The organism is Streptococcus periodonticum, assembly GCF_003963555.1.
In the GTDB taxonomy this organism is placed as follows: Bacteria; Bacillota; Bacilli; order Lactobacillales; family Streptococcaceae; genus Streptococcus; species Streptococcus anginosus.
In genome coordinates, this window is record NZ_CP034543.1 from 473971 (window position 1) to 489204 (window position 15234).

General features: G+C 39.2%; 19 protein-coding genes. 16 read left to right on the plus strand and 3 right to left on the minus strand.

Going from position 1 to position 15234, the window contains the following annotated elements; genetic code table 11:
* Nucleotides 1-34: 34 nt before the first annotated feature.
* The 7 genes from tmk to nth all read left to right on the plus strand — a co-directional run bounded on the left by tmk (nucleotide 35) and on the right by nth (nucleotide 4612).
* Nucleotides 35-673 carry a dTMP kinase gene (tmk, locus tag EHW89_RS02355; RefSeq protein ID WP_022526904.1) on the plus strand — a complete coding sequence of 213 codons (639 nt, stop codon included), beginning with the start codon at nucleotides 35-37 and terminating at the stop codon, nucleotides 671-673.
* Nucleotides 670-1563 (plus strand): DNA polymerase III subunit delta', encoded by an 894-nt coding sequence (locus EHW89_RS02360; RefSeq protein WP_106384572.1) that lies wholly within the window; start codon nucleotides 670-672, stop codon nucleotides 1561-1563. The genes tmk and EHW89_RS02360 overlap by 4 nt, the downstream gene beginning before the upstream one ends.
* A gap of 33 nt (nucleotides 1564-1596) precedes the next feature.
* Nucleotides 1597-1914, plus strand: coding sequence for a DNA replication initiation control protein YabA (gene yabA, locus EHW89_RS02365; protein WP_049508256.1), 318 nt, complete (start codon nucleotides 1597-1599; stop codon nucleotides 1912-1914).
* A gap of 2 nt (nucleotides 1915-1916) precedes the next feature.
* Nucleotides 1917-2783 (plus strand): 16S rRNA (cytidine(1402)-2'-O)-methyltransferase, encoded by an 867-nt coding sequence (gene rsmI, locus EHW89_RS02370; RefSeq protein WP_126466566.1) that lies wholly within the window; start codon nucleotides 1917-1919, stop codon nucleotides 2781-2783.
* A gap of 2 nt (nucleotides 2784-2785) precedes the next feature.
* A complete protein-coding gene (locus EHW89_RS02375) occupies nucleotides 2786-3292 on the plus strand; it encodes a methylated-DNA--[protein]-cysteine S-methyltransferase (RefSeq protein WP_126466567.1) in 507 nt (168 codons plus the stop codon).
* A gap of 19 nt (nucleotides 3293-3311) precedes the next feature.
* Complete coding sequence (locus EHW89_RS02380; RefSeq protein ID WP_126466568.1) at nucleotides 3312-3665, plus strand: arsenate reductase family protein; 354 nt, start codon at nucleotides 3312-3314, stop codon at nucleotides 3663-3665.
* A 323-nt stretch (nucleotides 3666-3988) separates the two neighbouring features.
* Nucleotides 3989-4612, plus strand: a complete 624-nt coding sequence (gene nth, locus EHW89_RS02385; RefSeq protein ID WP_126466569.1) for an endonuclease III — start codon at nucleotides 3989-3991, stop codon at nucleotides 4610-4612.
* Nucleotides 4613-4636: 24 nt separating this feature from the next.
* On the opposite strand, the gene EHW89_RS02390 is transcribed toward nth, so the two are convergent.
* Complete coding sequence (locus EHW89_RS02390; protein WP_024052028.1) at nucleotides 4637-5464, minus strand: exodeoxyribonuclease III; 828 nt, start codon at nucleotides 5462-5464, stop codon at nucleotides 4637-4639.
* Between the two features lie 115 nt (nucleotides 5465-5579).
* Between EHW89_RS02390 and EHW89_RS02395 the strand changes: the two genes are divergently transcribed.
* The 6 genes from EHW89_RS02395 to EHW89_RS02420 all read left to right on the plus strand — a co-directional run bounded on the left by EHW89_RS02395 (nucleotide 5580) and on the right by EHW89_RS02420 (nucleotide 9236).
* Nucleotides 5580-5813 carry a hypothetical protein gene (locus EHW89_RS02395; RefSeq protein ID WP_126466570.1) on the plus strand — a complete coding sequence of 78 codons (234 nt, stop codon included), beginning with the start codon at nucleotides 5580-5582 and terminating at the stop codon, nucleotides 5811-5813.
* A gap of 369 nt (nucleotides 5814-6182) precedes the next feature.
* Nucleotides 6183-7082, plus strand: a complete 900-nt coding sequence (locus EHW89_RS02400; RefSeq protein WP_126466571.1) for a CPBP family intramembrane glutamic endopeptidase — start codon at nucleotides 6183-6185, stop codon at nucleotides 7080-7082.
* Nucleotides 7069-7347 carry an autorepressor SdpR family transcription factor gene (locus tag EHW89_RS02405; RefSeq protein WP_126466572.1) on the plus strand — a complete coding sequence of 93 codons (279 nt, stop codon included), beginning with the start codon at nucleotides 7069-7071 and terminating at the stop codon, nucleotides 7345-7347. The genes EHW89_RS02400 and EHW89_RS02405 overlap by 14 nt, the downstream gene beginning before the upstream one ends.
* Nucleotides 7337-7972 carry an SdpI family protein gene (locus tag EHW89_RS02410; protein ID WP_126466573.1) on the plus strand — a complete coding sequence of 212 codons (636 nt, stop codon included), beginning with the start codon at nucleotides 7337-7339 and terminating at the stop codon, nucleotides 7970-7972. Before EHW89_RS02405 ends, EHW89_RS02410 begins: the two co-directional genes overlap by 11 nt.
* Nucleotides 7973-8151: 179 nt before the next feature.
* Entirely contained in the window at nucleotides 8152-8607 is a 456-nt protein-coding gene (locus EHW89_RS02415; protein ID WP_003031485.1) for a DUF3290 family protein, read from the plus strand.
* Complete coding sequence (locus EHW89_RS02420) at nucleotides 8604-9236, plus strand: DUF421 domain-containing protein (protein ID WP_003034245.1); 633 nt, start codon at nucleotides 8604-8606, stop codon at nucleotides 9234-9236. The genes EHW89_RS02415 and EHW89_RS02420 overlap by 4 nt, the downstream gene beginning before the upstream one ends.
* A gap of 365 nt (nucleotides 9237-9601) precedes the next feature.
* Here the strand turns inward: EHW89_RS02420 and EHW89_RS02425 are convergent, their stop codons facing one another.
* On the minus strand, nucleotides 9602-9847 hold the full coding sequence (locus EHW89_RS02425; protein WP_126466574.1) for a SemiSWEET family transporter: 246 nt from the start codon (nucleotides 9845-9847) through the stop codon (nucleotides 9602-9604).
* Nucleotides 9848-10096: 249 nt separating this feature from the next.
* On the opposite strand from EHW89_RS02425, the gene metG reads away from it, so the two are divergent.
* Nucleotides 10097-12091 (plus strand): methionine--tRNA ligase, encoded by a 1995-nt coding sequence (metG, locus tag EHW89_RS02430; protein ID WP_126466575.1) that lies wholly within the window; start codon nucleotides 10097-10099, stop codon nucleotides 12089-12091.
* Between the two features lie 199 nt (nucleotides 12092-12290).
* On the opposite strand, the gene EHW89_RS02435 is transcribed toward metG, so the two are convergent.
* Nucleotides 12291-13472, minus strand: coding sequence for a DUF2974 domain-containing protein (locus EHW89_RS02435; RefSeq protein ID WP_126466576.1), 1182 nt, complete (start codon nucleotides 13470-13472; stop codon nucleotides 12291-12293).
* 105 nt (nucleotides 13473-13577) lie between these two features.
* On the opposite strand from EHW89_RS02435, the gene EHW89_RS02440 reads away from it, so the two are divergent.
* Nucleotides 13578-14264, plus strand: a complete 687-nt coding sequence (locus EHW89_RS02440) for a response regulator transcription factor (RefSeq protein ID WP_106100205.1) — start codon at nucleotides 13578-13580, stop codon at nucleotides 14262-14264.
* On the plus strand, nucleotides 14248-15228 hold the full coding sequence (locus EHW89_RS02445; RefSeq protein WP_126466577.1) for a sensor histidine kinase: 981 nt from the start codon (nucleotides 14248-14250) through the stop codon (nucleotides 15226-15228). The genes EHW89_RS02440 and EHW89_RS02445 overlap by 17 nt, the downstream gene beginning before the upstream one ends.
* The last annotated feature ends 6 nt before the right edge of the window (nucleotides 15229-15234 follow it).

Below are 15234 nucleotides of genomic sequence, written 5' to 3' on the forward strand. Positions count from 1 at the left end.
AATAGAAAGGAGAAAAAGGAAGAAATGAGTTAGTATGTCAAAAGGAATGTTCATCTCTTTAGAGGGACCAGACGGTGCAGGAAAAACAAGTGTTTTAGAAGCCTTGATTCCCATTTTAGAAGCAAAAGGGCAGGCGTTTGTCACAACGCGTGAGCCTGGTGGAGTGGCAGTAGCGGAGAAGATTCGCGATGTTGTTTTAGATCCGAAACATACGGAAATTGATGAAAAAACGGAATTGCTCCTCTATATTGCCAGTCGCAGGCAACATTTGGTGGAACGTATTTTACCTGCTTTAGATCGTGGTGAAATGGTGCTGGTGGATCGCTTTATTGATAGTTCGGTAGCGTATCAAGGTTTTGGTCGAGGTCTGAAGGTGGCTGATATTGATTGGCTGAATGATTTTGCGACCGATGGTTTGAAGCCAGATTTGACCCTTTATTTTGATATTGAAGCAGAGGAAGGCTTGGCTCGTATTGCTAAGAGCAAAGAGCGTGGTGCAGACCGCTTGGATCGTGAAAGTGTAGAATGGCATCGGCGCGTGCGTGAGGGGTATTTGTCTATTCTTAAAAAAGAACCGAATCGTGTGAGAAAGATTGATGCCAGTCAGCCATTAAAAAAGGTCGTTGCAGATACTTTAGCAGTATTGGCAGAACGAGTTGAGAGTTTAAGATGAAAATAGAAGAATTAGCTCAGTTGCAGCCAGTTTTGTTTGAACGTTTTGAGCACATTTTACAGCAACATCGGCTGAATCATGCTTATCTGTTTACAGGGGCTTTCGGCAGTTTTGAAATGGCTCAATGTTTAGCACAGAGTTTATTTTGTACCAATAAAAATGGTGTCTTACCCTGTGGAGAATGTCGAAATTGTCGGTTGATTGAGGAAGAGGATTTTTCAGATGTGACAGTCGTCCGTCCTGTCAATCAGATTATCAAGACGGAGCGTGTTCGAGAATTAGTACGCAATTTTTCTCAGTCAGGGTTTGAAAGCAGCAAGCAAGTGTTTATCATTTGTGATGCGGACAAGATGCATGTCAATGCAGCTAATTCGCTGTTGAAGGTCATTGAAGAGCCACAAAGTGAAGTGTATATTTTCTTGTTGACAGCGGATGAAAATCTTATTTTGCCCACGATTAAAAGCCGAGCGCAGCTATTTCATTTTCCAAAAAATCAAGCCTATTTGCTTGAAAAATTGGAGCAGACTGGGCTGATAAAGACACAAGCAGAATTGTTAACTGCTTATAGTCAAACAGAAGAAGAAGCCATGCGTTTGGCAGCTAGTCCAGCTTTTTTTGACTTGGCAGCAGAATGTGATCGTTTTGCATCGCTTTGCTTAAACCGGAAAGAAACTGCTTATTTGCAGGTTGCGAAGTTGGCTAGTCTGGCAGTTGATAAGGAAAAGCAAGAACAGGCTTTGAAGCTCTTAGAGCTTCTCTTTGCAAAAGAAATGCAAACAACGTGGGGACGCTTCTATTTAGAAGGTATATTTACAGCAAGAAAAATGTGGCAAGCCAATGTTAATTTTCAAAATGCACTAGAATATATGGTGTTACAAGAAAGAGAATGATGGCTACGTTGGTACAGGAAAATGGTAGTGAGGATGAATAAAAAAGAATTATTTGATGCTCTTGATGAATTTTCTCAAAATCTGCTTGTTACTTTAGCAGAAGTAGAAGCGATTAAGAAAAATCTGAAAAGCGTGGTGGAAGAAAATGTAGCGCTGCGCTTGGAAAATGATAAATTAAGAGAGCGATTAGGACAGGTAGAGCACGCAGCAACACCAAAAACAAAAAGAAACCGGGATAATTTGCGCAAACTCTATGAAGATGGTTTTCATGTGTGCACAGATTTTTATGGGCAACGCCGTGAAAATGATGCAGAATGTATGTTTTGTGATGAATTACTTTTTAGGGAGTAAGCATGCAGGTTCAAAAAAGTTTTAAAGGTCAGTCTCCTTATGGGAAGCTCTATCTGGTGGCTACTCCGATTGGGAATATGGACGATATGAGCATCCGTATGGTGAATACTCTGAAAGAAGTCGATTTCATTGCAGCAGAAGATACCAGAAATACTGGTTTGTTGCTCAAGCATTTTGGTATTACTACGAAGCAGATTAGCTTTCACGAGCATAATGCCAAAGAAAAAATCCCTGATTTGATTCGTTTGCTGAAAAGCGGGCAGAATATTGCTCAGGTTTCGGATGCCGGCTTGCCTAGCATTTCGGACCCAGGGCATGATTTAGTCAAGGCTGCTATTGATGAGGAAATCGCAGTAGTGACTGTGCCTGGTCCCAGCGCAGGCATTTCAGCTTTGATAGCTAGTGGTCTTGCTCCGCAACCTCATATTTTTTATGGATTTTTGCCACGCAAGGCTGGTCAGCAAAAAGAGTTTTTTTCTAATAAAAAAGCCTACCCAGAGACGCAGATCTTTTACGAATCTCCTCATCGGGTTAAGGCTACTTTAGAAAATATGTTCAGCATCTATGGAGATCGCTCCGTTGTTCTAGTACGGGAATTGACTAAGATTTATGAGGAATACCAGCGTGGATTGATTTCCGAAGTGCTAGAGTCTATTTCGGAAAATCCACTCAAAGGAGAATGCTTGTTAATCGTAGAAGGTGCGAGTGAAGAAGCGCTTGATTTGTCAGAAGCGGATTTGTTAGCAGAGATTGAACAGCTAGTAGCGGCAGGAACAAAGAAAAATCAAGCCATCAAGGATGTGGCGAAAAAATATGGTTGGAATAAGAGTGAATTATATGCTTGCTATCATGAGAAAGTCAGTGAGTAAAAATGACTTTTTATAAACAAATTTATATTTCCCCTTTAGGAGAAATGTCTTTGGTTGCTGATGAGACAGGGCTTGTTGGAGCTTGGTTTTTCAAGCAGAAATATTTTGAGCGTGGTTTAGAGAAAGCCACGATGCCAGTAGAAAATGATATTCTGAAAAGAACTCGTCTTTTGCTAGATGATTATTTTAGCGGAAAGTATCCAGACTTTTCGAGTCTTGTTTTGGCTCCTGTTGGGACGGATTTTCAACAACGGGTCTGGACTTATCTGCAAACTATTCCTTATGGGAGAACGGTCACGTATGGTCAAATAACAAAGGAGTTAGATATTCACTCGGCGCAGGCTGTTGGTGGCGCTGTGGGCAGAAATCCCTTTTCTATCATCGTTCCCTGTCATCGAGTGCTGGGAAGTCAAGGGCAATTAACCGGTTATGCTGGGGGATTAGACAAGAAAATGTGGTTGCTGAAGCATGAAGGCGTAGAGCTTAGCGAGAAAGCTTTAGATAAATGATACAAATGGAGAAAATGATATGTTACGATTTATTGAATATCCAAAATGTTCGACCTGTCGCAAAGCCAAGGCTGAATTAAGCCAGTTGGGTTTGGACTTTGAAGCGGTGGATATTGTCAAGGAAACACCGAGTAAAGAGGAAATTTTAACTTGGATGGAAAATTCTGATTTAAACATCAAATCTTTCTTCAACACTAGCGGGCTCAAATATCGTGAGCTAGGTTTGAAAGATAAACTATCAGGATTGTCCGCCGAAGAAGCCGCAGAGCTTTTAGCAACCGATGGTATGCTCATCAAACGACCAATCTTAGAAAAAGACGGAAAAATCCTGCAAATAGGCTACCGCACAGAATATGCAATATTAGATTTGTAAATAAAAAAGAAGTGAGGCAACAATTGCGATTTTAAAGAAATCCATTTTGTCGTCTCACTTCTTTTTAAGCTCTCTATTTTGGTATAATTGGTATCCGTGTTATAATGTTTTTATATCTTGAGAAAATCTCTTCAAACCTTGTTAGCTTGGGAGTGAGATAGAACTAAAATTTGAAAATGTTAATCGTCGCTCTTTTGATTTAATCATCCGATACAACATATTCCGTCAGATATTTTGTATAGTCTCACCTTGCAAGGTTGCTAAACAGTCTGTGAGACTGTTTGATTTTCATTGAATATTAGTAAAAAACGAAAAGAGAAAAAATGGTTTTATCAAAAAAACGTGCGCGAAAGGTAATTGAGGAAATCATTGCCCTATTTCCAGATGCAAAACCTAGCTTGAATTTTACCAATCATTTTGAATTGTTAGTCGCAGTCATGCTGTCAGCTCAAACGACCGATGCAGCAGTCAACATAGTCACACCAGCCCTTTTTAAAGCCTATCCAACTCCACGGGAAATGGCTGCGGCTTCAGAAAGCGAGATTGCCAGCTATATTGCTCGTCTGGGGCTTTATCGCAATAAGGCTAAGTTTTTGAAAAAATGTGCTCAGCAGTTGCTAGATGACTTTGGCGGTCAAGTCCCACATACACGAAAAGAATTGGAAAGTCTTGCGGGTGTGGGACGCAAAACAGCCAATGTGGTCATGAGTGTTGGCTTTGGTATTCCAGCTTTTGCGGTGGATACCCATGTGGAGCGGATTTGCAAACACCATGATATTGTTAAAAAGTCCGCTAGTCCTTTAGAAGTCGAACAACGTGTGATGGAAGTTCTGCCCAAAAATGAATGGCTTCCAGCTCACCAAGCTATGATTTGCTTTGGTCGTGAAATTTGCCACCCAAGAAATCCTGAATGTGACCAGTATCCACAACTGTATCATTTTGATTGAAAAAAAGAGGAGAAACCTCTTTTTTTATAACTCAATTTCCAATACAATTGGTGTGTGGTCTTGCCTTGTACCTGAGTCAATCATTTCTGACTTGGTTACTTTATCTGCAATTCGATTGCTAGTCAGCCAGTAATCAATTCTCCAGCCACTGTTATTGATTTTGCTGGTCTTGCTGCGTTGTGCCCACCAGCTATAAACATTTGGAATATCGCCGTGAATGTAACGGAAAGTATCCGTAAAACCACGATTTAACAGATTGGTAAATCCGGATCGTTCTTCATCTGTAAATCCAGGTGAGCGACGGTTGCTAGAAGGATGAGCGAGGTCAATCTCATTGTGGGCTACATTGTAGTCCCCTGTCGCAAGGACAGGTTTTTCTATGTCTAAAGCTGTTAGATAGTCAGCATATTTTTTGTCCCAGATTTGTCGTTCTTCTAAACGTTTTAAACCATCACCTGCATTGGGAGTGTAGACTTGTGTGACAAAGAATTTTTCAAACTCAAGGGTAATAATACGCCCTTCGGCATCCATAGTAGAAGGTGCACCGATTTCTGGGAAGGTTATTTTTGGAGATAGATTCTCTTTGTATAAAAACATAGTTCCGGCATAACCTTTACGTGCAGGTTCTATAGAAGAGCGCCATGTAGTTTCATAATGTGGGAATAATTCATCCAAAACTTTTAGATGTTTTTTAGTTGGTCCGTTAGCAGATAATTTAGTTTCCTGAATGGCGATAATATCAGCGTCTAATCCTACTAAAGTCTGTAAAACAGCTTGTGACAATTGCGCGCGTGCAGAATCGCTGGTCAAAGCCGCGTTGAGAGAGTCAATATTCCAAGAAATGAGTTTCATATAGATACCTTTTCTAGATTCATTTTTTTCTATTGTATCAAAAAATGACTGACTCGGCGAGTTTGAGGTTGTAAAAAGGAGAGTAAAGTGTATAATACTGGTGAAAGGAGATATAATGGGAGGACTATTGTTACATATTGTTTTATTCATATTCTTTATTTGGTACCTGATTAGGTTACTTCGTTTGAAGGGAAAGCAATCTTCTACTGAACCATTTTGGATACCTAAAGAAATCGGTGTGGGAATTGGGATCAATCCAAGGAACACAGTTGGTTTTTGGGTAAGTCTGGCTGTGACACTTTCTATTCTTACTGTTCTTCTTGTTTTGATAGTATCTTTGATTTTGTAAAAGAGATTTGGGAAAATGTTTTTATAATAATATTGTTTGTAAAACGCAGTTTAGTGTGGTTTACTCAAAAAATAGGGCAGGTGATAAATAGATCTTTCGTAGAAAGCAATAACAAAGTTTTAATCAAGTTTATTGACGCTGCTCTCGTTAGCTGTATTTGTAGCCTTCAACAGCTCCTCGGACTACTGGAGATAATCATTGCTGCTGCGGAGCGGAATGACAAAATCCAACTCTTTAAGTTATTGATTTTGTCCTGTCCTCTTTCTTTTTTAAAACTATTTAGAAAAAAGTCTAAATAGGTCTTGTGTTTTTTAAAAGAAAGAGTATAATTCTATTTAGAAGATTATCTAAATAGAAAGTGTAACTTAAATGTCGAAGAAAACGGATATGCTTACTTTTATTTTTTTATCTTATAGCTTAGCTTGGTTGATTTGGATTGGGCTATGGTTAGCTGATGTCAAGCTTGGCGAGCCTATCGCTCAGGCTGGAACTATTCTTGCCATGTGGATGCCAGCTTTTGCTTTTTTTATCTTAAAGAAAATGAGATCAGCAAACATGAAATTACAGGCTCAATTTTCAACAAATCTCAAAGGATGTTGGCGCTATTATTTATTAGCGCTTTGGTTGCCTGCGGTATTGAGTTTTTTAGGAGCAGGACTGTATTACATCGTCTTTAGCAAACAGTTTAGTCTTGGTTTTGAGACGTTGCGAGAAATGCTGGGAAGAACAGGTAGTCCTCAAATAAATCTTCCCATACAGATCGTTATTTTTGCACAACTATTTTCAGCTTTGACGTATGCGCCTTTTCTTAATAGTCTGTTTGCTATTGGTGAGGAAATTGGGTGGCGTGGTTATCTTTATCCAGCACTACGCAAGCGCTTTTCAATAGTTCAAGCGCACTTATTAGTTGGACTTGTCTGGAGTATTTGGCATCTGCCGATTAATTTGCAGGGATATAATTATGGACTAACTTATTTTGCATATCCTTGGCTGGGAGTGCTTGCAATGTTTGTTTTTTGTTTTAGTTTAGGCGTTTTATTAAGTTGGGTGATGGAAAAGACGAATTCTATCTGGGCTCCAGCACTTTTGCACGGTGCTGTTAATGCCATTGTTGGCGTGGGTCTTTTATTTCAATTGCCAACAGAAAAAGCATTAGCCTTGCGTATTCTAGGTCCGACACCCACAGGACTTCTGGCAGTTTTACCTTTCTTGTGTTTAGCGCTAGCCATTTTACAAAAAGAAAAGAGGGAAATTCATGAGTTCCGCTAATACCTTTAAGGCCTTATCTCATCCTGTGAGAAGAGCGATTTTAGATTTGCTAAAAATGGGCAGTCTGTCCGCTGGGGAAATAGCGGAACATTTTGAGCTGAGGGGAGCTACCATTTCGCACCATCTTAATATTTTAAAAAAAGCAGATTTGATTTTGGAGACGCGCCAGAAAAATTATATCTATTATGAACTCAATACTTCAGTCTTGGAAGACATTGTAGTTTGGTTAGCTGAATTGAAAGGAGATAAGACTAATGAAGATTGATAAAAAACTATTGATACTAACGAGTGCTAGTATTTTGGTGCCTATGTTGATAGGCTGCCTTTTCTGGCAACAGTTGCCCCAAACAGTCGCAACGCATTTTGATTTTTCGAATCAAGTAAATGGATTCAGTAGTCGAGGGTTTACTGTTTTTGGTATTCCTAGTTTTCTGCTGCTTCTACATTGGTTTTGTTTATTTGTGACTAGCAAGGATCCTAAATCTAAGAATATTAGCTTGAAAATGTGGCATCTGGTTTATTGGATTATTCCTTTGACATCTTGTTTAGTCATGACAGCTATTTACGCGCAAGCCTTGGGTTATGCAGTTAATCATGCTCTGATGAATGGCATGTTTTTAGGAGTTCTATTTATTGCTATTGGGAATTACATGCCAAAGACTCGTCGCAATTATACGGTTGGTATACGTTTACCATGGACTTTGGATAATGATGATAATTGGATAAAGACACATCGTCTGGCGGGTAAAATTTGGGTAATTGGTGGTATTATCATTTTCTTTAATGGTTTCGTTCAGATTGCAGTTACGTTCGTGCTTGTTTTTACTCTAATCATTATGATTGTAGTGCCAATGATTTATTCTTACTGGTTATCTAAAAGGATACACTGATTCATTTGCTGTTTAGCTTGAAACTTTTTTAGTCTAATTATCGTTGTGGGAGTGGGACGACAAAATTGAACTCTTTGAGTTGCTGATTTTTGTCTCGCTCCTATTATCTTGTTAAAATACGATTTCTAGAAATATTGAAAAATTTTCTATAATAGGCCGAGAAAATAGAGGGAGAAAAAATGAAATTTTATTCTTATGATTATGTTTTGAGTCAAATCAGCCAGCAAAACTGGGTGACGATTGGACTTTCTATTTTGTTGTTACTTGTGACAGGTTTTTTTGCTTTTAAGGCCTATCGAAATAAGCGCGATTCGAAATTTCGTGAATTGGCGATTATCTCCATTTTGTCTTTGATTGCTATCGTTCTGATTGGGATTAGTACTTTTCAGACCAATCAAGCCTCTAATAACCAGTTCCAAACCTCTCTTCATTTTATTGAAGTTATTTCAAAAGATTTGGGAGTAGATAAGTCAGAGGTTTATGTCAACACTTCAGCTGCGACGGATGGAGCAATTTTAAAAGTTGGAAAAGATTTTTATCGAGCTATGAGTGGCAGTGAGCCAGATAAGTATTTACTGGAAAAAATTAAATTGCATAAGACAACGGATATCAAATTAGTGGAGGTTAAAAAATGACATTGAATTTTCTTGAAATCCTGATTAAACTAGCGTTGGGACTGTTTTCACTCGTGTTTGTTATCAATGTGACAGGAAAAGGAAATCTGGCACCTAATTCCGCAATCGACCAGATTCAAAATTATGTTCTAGGTGGTATTATTGGTGGGGTGATTTACAATAGTTCTATTAACATTCTCCAGTATGCGATCATCCTCATTATGTGGACGATTTTGGTCTTGACTCTAAAATGGCTCAATAACAATATTCGGACAGTCAAGCATTTGATTGATGGTAAACCGACTACCCTGATTCAGCACGGGAAGTTGAGCCCTGAAGCCTGCCGCTCCGTTGGCCTTTCAGCGGCTGATGTGGCTCTGAAGTTGCGTAGCCAAGGAATTTTTCAACTAAAGCAAGTTAAACGAGCAGTCATGGAACAAAACGGTCAGCTTATTGTCGTACAGGCAGGTGAGGAAAATCCGAAATACCCCATTATCACAGACGGTGTTGTCCAGATTGATATTTTAGATTCTATTGACAAAACAGAAGAATGGTTAATCGAGAGGCTTGCTAAGGAAGGCTATACTGATATTTCTAATATCTTCATCGCAGAATATGAAAGTGGTAACTTGAGCGTTGTGACGTATTAAGACTATTTTCCTTTTTGAATAGATAAAAGCAAAAGAGAGAAGAAGAGCTTGCTAGGAGTTCCGCAGAAAAATGAAATCAGGATAAAGATGCTGCGAAGCTTATTTGAGATAAAAAGATGAAAAATGAAGCTGCTGTTGACATTATAGTTTAAAAACAGATAGTATTAAAAATAGTAAAGGAATATTAAAAAATCTTTTTCTAAAACGGCACAAATATAAAAAATAAAGCCCTATCTGACTAGTCCATCCAGATAGAGCTTTTGTTTTTGAGGAAATCAGAGTTTTTGTTTGTAATTCTATTCTTGTAAGAACTGTCAACAAAAATCCTTACTGTCAGATAGGACAGTAAGACAATTAAATCAGGATTAGAACATTGCTGTTAGCACAGTAATAAATCCAAATACAATACCTGGAGCATTTGCAGTAGCAAGTGGTAAATCGCGTTCTTTTTTAAACAAACCATAATAAACCCAAAGGCTACAGTTGATTGCAGCTACCAAAGGTTGGATAAAGTTTCCCTTATGTTCAGCTAAATTGTCCATAATTTGTGGGATATAAGATACATACATCATAACAGACATGAATGTCGCCACCCAACCTATCATTTTCATTCGTTTCCATAACTCCTCATAAAACGTAGTGTAGAGAACGAAAACTCATTTATAACATACTAAGTTCATATAAAACAAGCCTCATTCAATACTATTATTTTATACTAAGAATAAGATTTAAGCAAGAATAATATACTAATGATTATGAGTACAACGTAAGTTAACTCTATTTTTCATTTAAAAAGCTGTGTAATATGTTATAATAAAGTGTTACTAAAAAAGGTTTCATTTGCCTTGAAAGGAAAAACTATGACTGAAAAGAATTTTTATATTACAACACCAATCTATTATCCAAGCGGCAAGCTCCACATTGGCTCTGCTTACACGACCATTGCCTGCGATGTCCTTGCTCGTTACAAGCGTCTTATGGGTTATGATGTTTTTTATTTGACAGGGCTTGATGAGCACGGTCAAAAGATTCAACAGAAAGCAGAAGAAGCGGGTGTTACTCCTCAGAAATATGTGGACGGGATGGCGAAAGAAGTAAAAGAACTTTGGCAACTGCTGGATATTTCTTATGATAAGTTTATCCGCACAACCGATAATTATCATGAAAAAGTAGTAGCAGATGTTTTTGAACGTCTTCTGGCGCAAGATGACATTTATCTAGGTGAGTATTCTGGTTGGTATTCTGTTTCGGATGAGGAATTCTTTACAGAAAGCCAGCTTGCAGAAGTATTCCGTGATGAAGCTGGAAACGTAACTGGCGGTATCGCTCCATCAGGTCATGAAGTCGAATGGGTTTCTGAAGAATCATACTTCCTTCGCCTCAGCAAATACCAAGATCGTTTGGTCGAATTTTTCAAATCGCACCCTGACTTCATCACTCCTGATGGTCGCCTCAACGAAATGTTACGTAACTTCATCGAGCCAGGTTTGGAAGATCTGGCGGTTTCTCGTACTACCTTTACCTGGGGTGTACCAGTCCCATCAAATCCAAAACACGTTGTCTATGTTTGGTTTGATGCACTGCTCAACTATGTGACAGCTCTTGGCTACGATCAAGACGAACACGCTAACTTTGACAAATTCTGGAACGGAACAGTCTTCCACATGGTTGGAAAAGACATCCTTCGTTTCCACTCAATCTACTGGCCAATCCTTCTCATGATGCTCGATATCAAATTGCCAGAACGTTTGATTGGTCATGGTTGGTTTGTCATGAAAGACGGCAAGATGTCTAAGTCTAAAGGGAACGTTATCTATCCTGAAATGTTGATAGAGCGCTATGGACTGGACCCACTTCGTTACTACCTCATGCGTAGCCTTCCGGTTGGTTCAGACGGAACTTTTACTCCAGAGGACTATGTAGGTCGAATCAACTATGAATTGGCCAATGACCTTGGGAACCTCCTCAACCGCACGGTTGCTATGATTAACAAGTATTTTGAAGGTGAAGTTCCAGTTTATGTGGAAAATGTGACGGACTTCGATGCTGATTTGGCAGCAGTAGTTGCTGATAGTTTGGCACAATACCACAAACAAATGAATGCTGTGGATTATCCACGCGCCCTTGAAGCGGTTTGGAATATTATTTCTCGTACCAATAAATACATTGATGAGACAGCTCCGTGGATATTGGCGAAGGATGAAGTTAAACGTGATGATTTAGCAGCGGTTATGGCACATTTGGTAGCTAGTTTACGTGTTGTGGCGCACTTGATTGAGCCTTTCATGATGGAAACCAGTCGTGCAGTCTTGACTCAACTTGGTTTACCAGAAGTAGCAAGCCTTGAAAACTTGAACTTAGCAGACTTCCCATCAAATGTGACCGTTGTCGCTAAAGGAACGCCAATCTTTCCTCGTCTGGATATGGAAGAAGAAATCGCTTATATCAAAGAACAAATGGAAGGTAACAAACCAGCCACTCAAAAAGAATGGAAGCCAGAAGAAGTAGAGCTCAAACTCAACCGTGAAGCGATTAAGTTTGATGATTTTGATAAGGTGGAAATCCGTGTCGCAGAGGTTAAAGAAGTTTCTAAAGTTGAAGGTTCTGATAAATTGCTTCAATTCCGCTTGGATGCGGGAGATGGCGAAGATCGTCAAATTCTGTCTGGGATTGCTAAATACTATCCAAACGAGCAAGAATTGGTTGGCAAGAAAGTCCAAATCGTAGCGAACCTCAAACCACGCAAGATGATGGGACGTATCAGCCAAGGCATGATCCTCTCAGCAGAATATGGTAATCAACTAACTCTGCTCACAGTAGATCAAAATGTACCAAATGGTAGCTTGATTGGGTGAGCCCACAGGAAGATTAGAATTAAAAAGGAGGCTGGGACAATAATGTCTCAGCCTCGCTTTTTAAGGGTTATAAGCTTGTCACCTCGATCCACGGAGTGAATGGGAACTGTTCGTCCGAGGGTCGGACGAACTATTTGAGAAGTCGTTAAAAAAGGAGTGAGACAGAACTCCCTTTTCTAGTATAAAATATGATGATGTACTATTCATCTTTATTTAAAAACGAAAACCTCTCCGCCAGACTAATCCAGCTTTCTCGTACATCGGTCATAAAGGCCATTGGATTAGGTGTTTTGAAATCGTCAATCCAAGCTTGGTAACGGATAGAAATGAGAAGTCGTGTTAAGCGGTTCAGCATTTCTTTTTCTTGCTCGGTAAGGGCTTGGGCATTTTGGACGATAGTCAGCAATTTCTTGATACTGTTGGGTTGGAAAAATTCATCAATGGACGTAATTTGAGCGTCTAAAATGAGGCCGAAAAAGACATCAAAGAAATCTTTAAGTTCATCATCGGGAACCGTCTCCACCCATTCTTTGAGAGTTTTGTCTGTCTGAATGCTGTCTGGGTTGAGCGTGTCAAGTAAGACAAAGTGCTCATTTTCGATTTGCCAAGAGAAGGTATCGTGCTGGGCAATACCACCAATAGCCACACTCTTTACAATGTGCGCTTGCTTAGGTGTTTCTAGCATCATCCCGACAATAGAGCCTTGCGGAATGTAACGTTTGATTTTTGGAGCCATTTCCTGATAGCCGTCTGTTTCAATCACTGTATGATTCAAGCCTGGAGCGTCAAAACTATAGATTTGAGAAATTCTTGCTTGTAAAGCAGGCTTCACTTGGCTGCCAGCGTAAGTCGCTAGATTGCCACCTTTGGAATGTCCTGTCAAGATAAAGGTCGCTTTTGGAAATGCCTGCATGACCTTTTGAACGTAGCGTACAGCAGTTTGTTGCGCAGGGACATGCTCCATATAAGTCATGTGAAAATCTTCTTTCCAACCGATAATGGAATCATCTGTTCCGCGAAAAGTGATAACATAGGTGTTTAAGCTGATTTTATAAGTCATAGCAGCAAATTGTTTTTGCACATCAAGATCAATATCATTTACATAACCCAAGAGTTTGATGTTCTTATAGCGCTTCACCTTAGCGGCTTGTTCCAAAAGTGCCAAGCGGTGTTTGGTATTCATCATGGAAATTTCTTGGGTCATGTATTGTGGTATATCAACTAAGCGATGGGCTTGTTGTAAGGTCAAACTATCTGTAACAATGTCATCAAAGTTCAGATAGGTCATTTCAGTCAAGAGTAGCATATCCAGCGCTGTAAAGGGCTGGTCGTAGATACTATCGTATTGTACATCTTCTAAGTAGTTAAAAATATTTCCCATAGTCATTCTCTTTCGTAAATCTACTGTTAGTATAGCATATTTTCCCAAGTCTTTGTTATAATAGAAAAAGAAAATAGAAAATAGAAAATAGAAAAGAGGGATAGCATGCACAAGATATTATTAGTAGAAGACGATGCTGTTATTCGCCAACAAGTCAAAAAAATGCTGGAGCAATGGGGATTTGAAGTGGTTGCAGTAGAGGATTTCATGCAAGTCTTGACGATTTTTGTCAAGGAAGAGCCGCATCTAGTGCTAATGGACATCGGCTTGCCTCTCTTTAATGGATACCACTGGTGCCAAGAAATTCGCAAGATTTCTAAAGTGCCCATTATGTTTTTGTCATCAAGAGACCAAGCAATGGATATCGTTATGGCAATCAATATGGGCGGAGATGATTTTGTCACGAAACCGTTTGATAACAATGTTCTTCTCGCTAAAGTACAAGGGCTGCTACGACGGTCTTACGAGTTTGGTACGGATCAAAGTCTGCTGGAATACCATGGCGTGATTCTCAATCTAAAATCTATGGATATGATGTATGAGGGAAAAGTGATTACACTGACAAAAAATGAATTTCAGATTTTGCGCGTGTTGTTTGAGCATTCAGGCAGCATTGTCGCCCGCGATGATCTGATGAAAGAGCTCTGGAATAGTGATTTCTTTATTGATGACAATACCTTATCTGTGAATGTTGCGCGACTGCGTAAGAAATTAGAAGAAGCAGGGCTCAAGAATTTCATTGAAACAAAGAAAGGTATAGGCTACGGATTGACCAATGGATTATCAGAATAAGCGTTTGTTTCTTAGCTATTATTTTCGCTCGCGCCAGTTTTTATTTTTACTATTACTTATTTTTTATACACTATTATTTTCCTTTTGTTATCTTTTTAAAGATGAACGAGCAGTCTTACAGTATGTCTTATTGATTTTATTGCTGATTAGTCTGGCGGGTTTCCTGTTGGATATCGTAAAGCAGTACCAAAATTTTCGTCATCTTGTCTTTTATGGGGAAGGTCAGGCACAAACTCCTTTAGAAGCATTGCTCTTCTCCAAAATCGAAACTTTAGAAAAGGACAAAAAAGAACTGCAATTACAGCATCAAGAAAAGCAGAGTGATTTACTGGATTATTACACACTTTGGGTGCACCAGATCAAGACGCCGATTGCTGCTAGCAAGCTCTTAGTGGAGGATTTACAAGAGCAGATGCTCAAAAATCAATTGGAGCAGGAGTTGTTTAAGATCGACTCTTATACCAACTTAGTCCTGCAATATCTGCGGTTGGAAAGTTTTCATGATGATTTAGTCGTGAAAAAAGAAAATATAGAAGACTTGGTCAAAGATGTTGTCAAAAAGTATGCCATTTTCTTTATTCAGCAAGGATTGAGTCTAAATTTGCATGATTTGAATCACACCATTATCACAGATAAAAAGTGGTTTCTTGTTATTTTAGAGCAAGTGCTTTCTAATAGTCTTAAATATACGAAGCAAGGAGGCATTGAGATTTTCTTTAAGGAAGATACCTTGTATATGAAGGATACTGGTTTGGGGATTCAAGATGCCGATCTTCTGCGCGTGTTTGAGCGAGGCTTTTCTGGCTACAACGGGCGCCTAACGCATCAGTCATCAGGATTGGGGCTCTATTTATCTAAGAAAATTGCGGATGAACTGGGGCATGAATTGCATTTGCAGTCGGTGGTCGGAGAAGGCACAACCGTTATGATTACTTTTAAAGAAAAGAAATTATTGTTTGAATAAATGCAA

Excerpts from the sequence above, each read along its gene's own strand:
- tmk (WP_022526904.1), top strand. The coding sequence starts at position 35 with ATGTCAAAAGGAATGTTCATCTCTTTAGAGGGACCAGACGGTGCAGGA.
- EHW89_RS02360 (WP_106384572.1), top strand. The coding sequence starts at position 670 with ATGAAAATAGAAGAATTAGCTCAGTTGCAGCCAGTTTTGTTTGAACGT.
- yabA (WP_049508256.1), top strand. The coding sequence starts at position 1,597 with ATGAATAAAAAAGAATTATTTGATGCTCTTGATGAATTTTCTCAAAAT.
- rsmI (WP_126466566.1), top strand. The coding sequence starts at position 1,917 with ATGCAGGTTCAAAAAAGTTTTAAAGGTCAGTCTCCTTATGGGAAGCTC.
- EHW89_RS02375 (WP_126466567.1), top strand. The coding sequence starts at position 2,786 with ATGACTTTTTATAAACAAATTTATATTTCCCCTTTAGGAGAAATGTCT.
- EHW89_RS02380 (WP_126466568.1), top strand. The coding sequence starts at position 3,312 with ATGTTACGATTTATTGAATATCCAAAATGTTCGACCTGTCGCAAAGCC.
- nth (WP_126466569.1), top strand. The coding sequence starts at position 3,989 with ATGGTTTTATCAAAAAAACGTGCGCGAAAGGTAATTGAGGAAATCATT.
- EHW89_RS02390 (WP_024052028.1), bottom strand. The coding sequence starts at position 5,464 with ATGAAACTCATTTCTTGGAATATTGACTCTCTCAACGCGGCTTTGACC.
- EHW89_RS02395 (WP_126466570.1), top strand. The coding sequence starts at position 5,580 with ATGGGAGGACTATTGTTACATATTGTTTTATTCATATTCTTTATTTGG.
- EHW89_RS02400 (WP_126466571.1), top strand. The coding sequence starts at position 6,183 with ATGTCGAAGAAAACGGATATGCTTACTTTTATTTTTTTATCTTATAGC.
- EHW89_RS02405 (WP_126466572.1), top strand. The coding sequence starts at position 7,069 with ATGAGTTCCGCTAATACCTTTAAGGCCTTATCTCATCCTGTGAGAAGA.
- EHW89_RS02410 (WP_126466573.1), top strand. The coding sequence starts at position 7,337 with ATGAAGATTGATAAAAAACTATTGATACTAACGAGTGCTAGTATTTTG.
- EHW89_RS02415 (WP_003031485.1), top strand. The coding sequence starts at position 8,152 with ATGAAATTTTATTCTTATGATTATGTTTTGAGTCAAATCAGCCAGCAA.
- EHW89_RS02420 (WP_003034245.1), top strand. The coding sequence starts at position 8,604 with ATGACATTGAATTTTCTTGAAATCCTGATTAAACTAGCGTTGGGACTG.
- EHW89_RS02425 (WP_126466574.1), bottom strand. The coding sequence starts at position 9,847 with ATGAAAATGATAGGTTGGGTGGCGACATTCATGTCTGTTATGATGTAT.
- metG (WP_126466575.1), top strand. The coding sequence starts at position 10,097 with ATGACTGAAAAGAATTTTTATATTACAACACCAATCTATTATCCAAGC.
- EHW89_RS02435 (WP_126466576.1), bottom strand. The coding sequence starts at position 13,472 with ATGGGAAATATTTTTAACTACTTAGAAGATGTACAATACGATAGTATC.
- EHW89_RS02440 (WP_106100205.1), top strand. The coding sequence starts at position 13,578 with ATGCACAAGATATTATTAGTAGAAGACGATGCTGTTATTCGCCAACAA.
- EHW89_RS02445 (WP_126466577.1), top strand. The coding sequence starts at position 14,248 with ATGGATTATCAGAATAAGCGTTTGTTTCTTAGCTATTATTTTCGCTCG.